The organism is Paenibacillus sp. Marseille-Q9583 (assembly GCF_976954365.1).
The window spans coordinates 22,956-31,744 of record NZ_CDRJTB010000075.1; the positions used below are offsets into that span (position 1 = coordinate 22,956).

The window sequence follows — 8,789 nt, forward strand, 5'->3', positions numbered from 1 at the left end:
TCCTCCTCCTTCGGGTTCTCACAACCTTCTCGGTGCTGAAAACTCGACTTTTTGAACTGGTATTTAAAGTGAGCTTCCTTATTTAACTGCCCCGCTGGTTACGCCTTCAAAGATGTAACGTTGTAGGAAGAAATATAGAATTATTGTGGGGAGCAGGATAAGCAGAATGGCCGCACAGATCAAATTCCATTCGCCCGAATTGACCCCTTGAAAACGCATCAGGATCGTCGTAACTACGCCCAGGCTTTGTTTTGGCATATATAGATAAGGGATGTACATGTCATTATAGATACTAATCGTTTTCAAGATAATCAAAGTAGCCGTAGCCGGCGTCAATAATGGAAAAATAATCGAGCGATAGATTTTAAAAAGAGATGCACCTTCTACCATCGCGTTCTCATCTAGATCCACGGGAATGTTACGGATAAATTGCAAATAAAGAATAATTTGAATCACATCTGCTCCGATATATAGCACGATAGGGGCGCCGAGTGTATTATAAAGCCCCATGCTTTTGATGATACCAAAAGTGGCTACTTGCGTCGTGATGCTAGGAATGATAGTGGCTATTAGATAAGCACCAAAGACAACAGGTTTTAATTTAAAAGAGAAGCGTCCCAGTACAAATGCTACCATAGTTCCAAATAGAATGTTCAGAATTAAAGTAATAGCTATGATAATTAATACGTTACCAAATCCGTTAAGTAAACCTCCACGTTGGAACACCGCAATGAAATTATCGAAATTAAAAAAGCTTTTTGGCAGTGCCATGGAGCTACTACTGTTAAATTCATCAGTCGATTTGAAGGCATTTACGATAACTACATAAGGAGGGAAAAGCACGACAAATACGCCGATGATTAGCGAGAAGTATTTAATAACATCTGTAAAGCGGAATTTGGAGTTTGTCATGTCTATTTGTCTCCTCCCCGGCTAAGAACTAGTTGCTGTACTAATAGTACGATGACGACAAAGAAGAGCAAGATAATACTCATAGCAGAAGCGAGACCATAGTTGTTGTAAGCAAATGCAGTGTCTACAACTTTCTGTACGTAAGTTTCGCTGGCGCCTGCAGGACCACCCTTGGTCAATACGAATGGGAGATCAAAGACTTCCAGTGCTCCTGTGACGGTAAGAAATAAGTTAAGCTGAATGACTGGCTTCATATTCGGTAAAGTAATTCTCCAAAGGGTTTGGAAAGGTCCAGCACCATCAATCTTTGAAGCCTCATAGATATCGTTTGGTATGGCCTGCAAGGAAGCGATGTAGATGACCATGTTATAACCCATGAAACGCCAAAATCCTGTGGATGCCAGAGAATAGTTAACCAGTCCTTCTGTTCCAAGCCAGCTGGTCTGTCCTAGTCCGGTTAGACCGATGCTATTCAGGAACATATTCAGAGATCCGTTAGTAGTATCAAAGACATAACCAAACATAAAAGCAACGGCAACTCCGTTCATGATGTAAGGAAGGAAAAGTAAGATTCGGAATGCGTTTTTCCCTTTGAGCTTACTATTCAGAACAACCGCAAAATAAATGGCGACTATGTTCTGAATAATTCCCATAGCGAAGTAAGCGAAGTTATGTGTAAATACTTTGAAAATATCAGGATTAGAGAAGACCTCGCGGTAATTAGCAAGTCCGACCCATGGTTTCTCAGGACTATAGCCATCCCAGTTGGTGAAGCTGTAATAGATCAGCTTAAGCGCTGGATAATACGTGAATGTCGCAAGGAGCAACAATGGGATCGTAAGGAAAGATACGATGATTATCATTTTTTGTTTGTTATAGGAAAGTGTTCCGAACATCGCTAGCCCTTCTTTCATAAAAGCTTGGTATGGAAAGGCAAAATGGACTATCCGTAAGGGCGATAATCCATTTTGCGCGGTGGTGTACTTCTGGTCAAAAGTTTGTATTAATAGCCGAGATCTTTCTTAGCTTTAGCCCAGGCTTTATTCCATTTGTCTAATACAGTTTGCGGATCTTTGGCAAGCACAAATTCCTGTACAACAGCAGGGAGATCTAGTTGTGCCTTATTGCCGATTTCTGTAACCTTCGCATCGTCAACAGTTCCTTCTACTAACTCTACTCCGGTAGCTTGGAATTCTTTTAGCTGAGCCAGATTAGATTCTTTTCCTTTAAGTGGGGAGATAAAGCCCGCGAAGTCCTCATAGCCGGAATCCTCAATCATCCATTTTACGAAAGCTTTGGCAGCTTCTAAATTTTTGCTGTTTTTAGCAACAGCATAGAAGAAGTCAGGGCTAAGAGTAGCGGATGGTTTACCTGAATTGTCATAAGGGAACGGGAAGAAGCCAACATCTTCTGAAGGAGCTCCTACTCCAATAACTTGGTTAATGACCCAGTTGCCGAGATAGTACATGGCGAACTTACCAGAAGCGATGTCTTTTTTCGATTGCTCCCAGTTGGTGGAGTTGATGTCTTTTTCCAGAAACCCTTTTTCGTTGAGCTCCTTGAGCAGGCTAAAGGCTTTACCATAGCCATTGTCCATGGTGAATGGTGTCTCAGAGTTCAGCTTCTCATTAGGGAAGTCAGGGTTGCCTGCAATTAGGCGCGGAGTATCATAAGCCCAAGTACCGAGTGGCCATTTATCTTTGAAGTTAGAGGACAGTGGAATGACACCTTTTGCTTTCAGCTTTTCGCAGGCAGCCAGGAATTCATCCCAAGTCTTAGGGGTTTCTGTGATGCCAGCATCCGTAAATGCTTTTTTGTTATAAACAATCCCGGATGTAGAGTTCCCTGTGGTAATTCCGTACAGCTTGCCCTCAAAGGATTTGAAGTCTTTAAAGGTGATTTGATCGTTCAGGCCGAGATCATCCAGTGAAGCGAAGTATTTCGGCAGGTCGGAGTTAGGAATGGTAGGAATGAACATAACGTCAGGAAGCTCGCCGCTGGCCATTCTGACTTTAGCCTGTTGATTATAGTCGGTCTGAGAAGCTTCGAATTCGACCTTAATATTCGGGTATTTCTCATTAAAGCGCTTTAAATATTCGTCGTACTCTTTGCCGATCATGTCTGTTCTGTTGGTTAAGAAGGTGATTTTACCGCTAATATCAGTACCCGCTGCAGGCTCAGCTGTTGCGTTACTTGTCGTGTCACCGCCGGTAGTCTCTGTGTTAGTTGCTGCGGGCTTATCGGTTGCAGAAGCCCCGTTATTGGTGCTGTTGCCATTGTTCGAGCCGCAGCCAGCAAGCGTTGATGATAAAACCATAATCATAACAAAAGATAACGAAAATAACTTATTTCTCATAACTTAATCCCCTTTTCATTATTTTGTTAGCGTTTACATGAACATTATAGCTTTAAATAAAGCGTTTAGAAATGTATTGTGTTATTATTTATTGTCTTTATTTGTTTTGTTTGAACGATTATAATTAGTGTATAACTAACGAATAGATAACAAAATACCAAGAATAACAAGTGGATTCAATGAAATGCTAGAAGAGGTATGTTATTTTGAAAGATGAATAGGCTTACAAAACTTAAGCAGACGCTTTCGAAGTGAGTTTTGTACGAAGTCACTTGGAGAAGCATATGCTCTACAAAACTTTTAGCAATTAGGAGGATATTATGAAACATCTAGAGATGAATCTTGCGAAGTGGGAATTTAGAAGCTGTGGTGACGAGGAGTGGCTTCCGGCTACTGTGCCAGGCACGGTCCATACGGATTTACTGAAGAACGGAAAGATTGAAGATCCCTTCTATGGAACAAATGAACATAACCTACAGTGGATTGATAAGAAGGATTGGGAATATCAAACCACTTTGCAGCTTGGTGAAGAGTGGTTGGAGCTTACTTGTACAGAACTGATTTTTGAAGGTCTTGATACATATGCTGACGTGTATGTGAATAATGTACATGTGCTCGCTGCAGACAATATGTTTTTGGCGTGGAGAGTGGATGTTAAAGATCAGTTGAAGATTGGTGAAAACCATATACTAGTGAGATTCCGCTCTGTAGTTAAAGAGGATCTACCTAAGCTAGAGAAGCTGGGGTATGCGTTACCTGCACCGAATGATCAATCCGAGCTTGGGGGACTAGAGGAACAGCGGATTAGTGTTTTTGCCCGCAAAGCACCTTATCATTACGGCTGGGATTGGGGTCCGCGTTTCTTGACCAGTGGAATATGGCGTAAGGCGGCCCTTAAGGGACGTGATTCAGTTCAAATCATAGATCTCTATATCCGCCAAAATGTGATCACAAAGGAAGAGGCTCGATTAACCGCATTTATTGAAGTAGATGCTCCTGCGGCATGGCAGGGAATGCTGCGAATGAGTGCTGATGGTTTAGAGTCGATGCAAGCGGTTTCTTTAAAGAGTGGTAAGCAACAAATAGAGATGGATATCGTGGTAGATAAGCCGCAGCTCTGGTGGTGTAGAGGGCTGGGCGAGCCTCATTTATATACATTCCAAGCGGATTTGGTGAAAGGTACGGAAGTTGAAGTTAGCAAAAGTGTAAGAAGCGGTCTCCGCAGCATTCAATTGATTCGAGAGCGTGATGCGAAAGGGACTTCATTTTCATTTGTACTGAATGGTGTGTCGGTCTTCGCCAAAGGTGCCAATCATATTCCTAATGACAGCTTCATCACAGAAGTTACCGAAGAGCGGTATCGGCATGAAATTGCCACGGCCGCAGAATCAAACATGAATATGCTGCGAGTGTGGGGCGGCGGTTTTTATGAAGAGGAGATATTTTACAAGCTCTGTGATGAATACGGGCTATTGGTCTGGCAGGACTTCATGTTCGCTTGCAGCATGTACCCGGGGGATGAAGCGTTTCTTGCGAATGTGAAGAAAGAAGCTGAGTATAACGTCAAAAGATTACGCAATCATCCCTGCATCGCCCTATGGTGTGGCAATAACGAGATTGATTCGGCGTGGTCACAGTTCGAGGAAAATATGGGCTGGGGCTGGAAAGAAAAACTCAGCGCGGAGCAAAGAGCTACAATGTGGGCTGATTACGGGGAAATATTCCACCGGATTCTGCCGGAGGCTGTAGCCGCGTTCCATCCAGGTGTGGACTATTGGCCGTCTTCGCCAATGCGGAATTTGACTGGAGATATGAATCAACACGCGACGCGTATTGTGGGCGATGGGGATGTGCATTACTGGGGCGTGTGGCACGGGATTGAGCCTTTTGAGAATTATAATACCAAGGTAGGCCGCTTTATGAGTGAATACGGATTCCAGTCGTTCCCGGAACTAAAGACCGTAATGAGCTATGCGGAAGAGCAGGATTTGGAGCTTACCTCAGAGGTGATGCTGGCGCATCAGAAGAATGGACGCGGAAACCTGCTGATCAAGGAATACATGGATATGTATCTGCCGCAGCCGAAGGATTTTAAATCATTTCTGTATATGAGTCAAATCCTCCAGGCCGAAGCGATTCGAATCGCGATTGAAAGTCACAGAAGAAATAAACCTTATTGTATGGGTACTTTATACTGGCAGATGAATGATTGCTGGCCAGTCGCTTCTTGGGCGGGGATGGATTACAACGGACGCTGGAAAGCATTGCAATATACCGTGCGCTCAAGCTTTCAAGATGTTCTGTTGTCTATTGATGGTACCGACCACGAGCGGATAGATGTTCATGTTGTATCTGATTTAAGAACAGCAGTCACCGCTGATTTGGGGTTTAAATTGTATCAGTTTAACGGTTCGGTACTGCAAGAGTGGACACATCCCGTTGAGCTGGGAGCCGATTCATCGGCTATCGTATTCTCGTCTCCAGTGGCGGAATTGTTAGAAGGTCATGGATCGAACGATGTATTGCTTGAGATCAGCTTGCAGGCTAATGGCGAGATGATAGATCGTAAGGTGCACTATTTTATCCCGGAAAAAGAAATTCGGTTGCAGCGTTCAGTAATTAATATAACGGAAACTCCAGATAGCGGAGGTCTAAGCTTCACTATGACAAGCGATGTATTAGCTAGAGGCGTATACCTGACCTCAGAAGATGAAGGAATATTCTCTGACAATTACTTTGATCTTCTCCCAGGGCAGCCCAAGACGATAACGTTCTCGGAACGCGGGAACGATGGAAGGGACTGGATTCCAGGCGCTCCTAAGGGATTGAAGGTTCAATCGATGGTTGATTTTGTGAGCGAAGAATTACTGTAAATCTTAAGGAGAGAAGGACTATCGCATGGGGATTTCAATTCAGGAAGATAAGGGATTATTCCATTTACAAAGTGCGGGGATGAGTTATATTCTTCAGCTGGTCAATGATTATCCGGCACATGTGTATTGGGGCAAAAAGCTGCGTGGCGACAGCAATTTGGACGACCTATTGAATCTGGGAGGAAATACGGGACTTGACCGACTGCCGCAGGAATATCCACAATACGGCACGGGAGATTTCAGAACACCTGCTTATCAGGTTCGGCTTGAAGACGGCACTCGTATCACGGAATTGAAATACAATGGGTATCGCGTAATGGAGGGAAAACCAGCACTTGCCGGGCTGCCTTCAGTATATGTAGAGTCTGGCCAAGAAGCACATACGCTAGAGCTTACGCTTAGGGATGATTACGCCAAGCTAACTGTTATTTTACGATATACCATATATGAGCATTCCAACGTAATTACCCGCTCGGTCGAGTTTGCAAATGATGGAGAAACACAACTGCAATTACAGCGTGCATTGAGTGCGAGTGTGGATTTCTCGTCTGGCGAAATGGATATGATCTATTTGGCAGGAGCTTGGTCAAGAGAAGGTAATCTGACGCGCAGACGTCTGGTGCAAGGTGGTACAACCATTGGGAGCCGCAGAGGGATGAGCAGCCACCAGTTAAATCCATTTGCTGCGCTGGTGAAACCTGAAACGGATGAGAATCATGGAGAGGCCTACGGCTTCAGTCTTGTATATAGTGGAGGCTTTGAAGCTGAGGCAGAGGTCGATTCCTTTGGGATGACACGGTTTACGATGGGGCTGAACGCTTTTGATTTCTCTTGGCTGCTGGAACCTGGGGAACACTTCCAAACCCCAGAGGTAGTTATGGTGTATTCATCTGAGGGGATCGGAGAAATGTCGAGAACCTATCACCGCTTGTACCGGACTCGTTTGTGCAGAGGATTATATAGAGATAAGGAACGACCGATCTTGGTCAATAACTGGGAAGCCACCTATTTCAACTTCAATGCGGACAAACTGGAGTCCATTGCGGCCGAAGGAGCGAAGCTTGGGATCGAATTATTCGTGCTGGATGATGGCTGGTTTGGCAAAAGAGACGCTGACAACTCCTCTCTCGGAGACTGGGTGGAGGATCTACGCAAGCTTCCAGGCGGGTTGTCTGATGTCGCCCAACGCGTGAACCATCTAGGCTTGCAGTTCGGACTCTGGTTCGAACCGGAAATGATCTCGCCAGACAGTGAGCTCTACCGGAAGCATCCCGACTGGTGTCTGCATGTGCCAGGGCGTCGCCGTAGCGAAGCCCGCTGGCAGCTGGTGCTTGATTATACGCGAGAAGATGTACGGCAGTACATCTATGAATCGTTAAGTCGAATTTTCACTACCGTGCCGATTCGCTATGTGAAATGGGATATGAACCGTTGTTTAACGGAGATTGGCTCTGCAGAGTTACCCCCTGAACGCCAAGAGGAAACTGCACATCGTTATGTGCTAGGTTTGTATGAACTATTGGAGCGAATAACTTCAGAGTTTCCACATATTTTGTTCGAGAGCTGCTGTAGTGGTGGTGGCCGTTTCGACCCAGGCATGCTGCATTACATGCCGCAGACCTGGACCAGTGACGATACTGATGCTGTAGAACGGCTTAAGATTCAGTACGGAACAAGTCTGGTGTATCCGGTTAGTTCCATAGGCGCGCATGTGTCCGCTGTGCCGAATCATCAGGTAGGACGGATCACCCCGCTGTCCTTTCGTGGAGATGTAGCTATGTCCGGTAATTTTGGTTACGAGCTGGATCTTACGAAGTTTACAGACGAAGAGAAGGAGCTTGTGAAGGAACAGGTTGAGAACTATAAACAGATCCGCAGTCTTGTTCAGCAGGGCAATCTGTATCGTCTGCAAAGCCCGTTCGAGGGTAACGAGACGGCATGGATGTTCGTCTCAGACGATCAGCATGAAGCACTCATTTATTATTTCCGGGTAATGGCTGTGCCGCATCCACCACGCCGCAGCTTGAAGCTGAATGGCTTGAATCCGGAGCTGAATTATACTCTGGAGGCAAGTGGTGAGGTCTATGGCGGCGACCGTCTAATGCAGGTCGGACTGGCACTGCCGGATATTCAGCAGGATTATGTTAGCGGATGCTTTAAATTGAAGGTGCAGGAATAGATAATTTATTACAAAAGGAAACAGCCATGAGCTCGGCTCTTGGCTTGTTTTTTGTGCTGGTATAGGAAATTAATAAGAGTGCAAGGGGGCCACGTAAGGATGCCCAGTCCGTGTTTGTATTAGCTTCACATGCCAAAAGCCGATTCTGGTCATGGGTGCGGAAAAAAATATACGGATGAATGTGCAGAAAAGCAGTAAGGGCGAATTCTGAATGTGCCTCATCGCCATTTGGTATTACGGTGCTTCTAGAATTGTGAAATCTATGCTTCAGGACCGATGGAAAACTAAGAACGAAAAATTTGAGATTGGAATGGATTGGTCACTCCCACGCCCTGATCACAGAAGAGGCGCTGGATGTGGTTATGATGATTTTGTTCTTTATAGAAGTTACTTTCTATGCTCATAAATAAAATTTTTTGATGTTGTATTTAATGTTATCCTTTATCCTTTATTCTTTTTCAGGGACAAC

At 44.7% G+C, this 8,789-nt stretch carries 5 protein-coding genes; 2 read left to right on the forward strand and 3 right to left on the reverse strand.

Annotated elements, in window-relative coordinates:
- Positions 1-78 precede the first annotated feature (78 nt).
- From ACWNM1_RS25680 to ACWNM1_RS25690, 3 genes are all read right to left on the reverse strand, one after another.
- A complete protein-coding gene (locus ACWNM1_RS25680; RefSeq protein WP_042185023.1) occupies positions 79-912 on the reverse strand; it encodes a carbohydrate ABC transporter permease in 834 nt (277 codons plus the stop codon).
- A gap of 2 nt (positions 913-914) precedes the next feature.
- Positions 915-1,808 carry a carbohydrate ABC transporter permease gene (locus ACWNM1_RS25685; protein WP_449603159.1) on the reverse strand — a complete coding sequence of 298 codons (894 nt, stop codon included), beginning with the start codon at positions 1,806-1,808 and terminating at the stop codon, positions 915-917.
- A gap of 107 nt (positions 1,809-1,915) precedes the next feature.
- Positions 1,916-3,268, reverse strand: a complete 1,353-nt coding sequence (locus tag ACWNM1_RS25690) for an ABC transporter substrate-binding protein (protein ID WP_449603160.1) — start codon at positions 3,266-3,268, stop codon at positions 1,916-1,918.
- Between the two features lie 320 nt (positions 3,269-3,588).
- On the opposite strand from ACWNM1_RS25690, the gene ACWNM1_RS25695 reads away from it, so the two are divergent.
- Entirely contained in the window at positions 3,589-6,141 is a 2,553-nt protein-coding gene (locus ACWNM1_RS25695; RefSeq protein WP_449603161.1) for a beta-mannosidase, read from the forward strand.
- Between the two features lie 25 nt (positions 6,142-6,166).
- Complete coding sequence (locus ACWNM1_RS25700; RefSeq protein WP_449603162.1) at positions 6,167-8,320, forward strand: alpha-galactosidase; 2,154 nt, start codon at positions 6,167-6,169, stop codon at positions 8,318-8,320.
- Positions 8,321-8,789 lie beyond the last annotated feature (469 nt).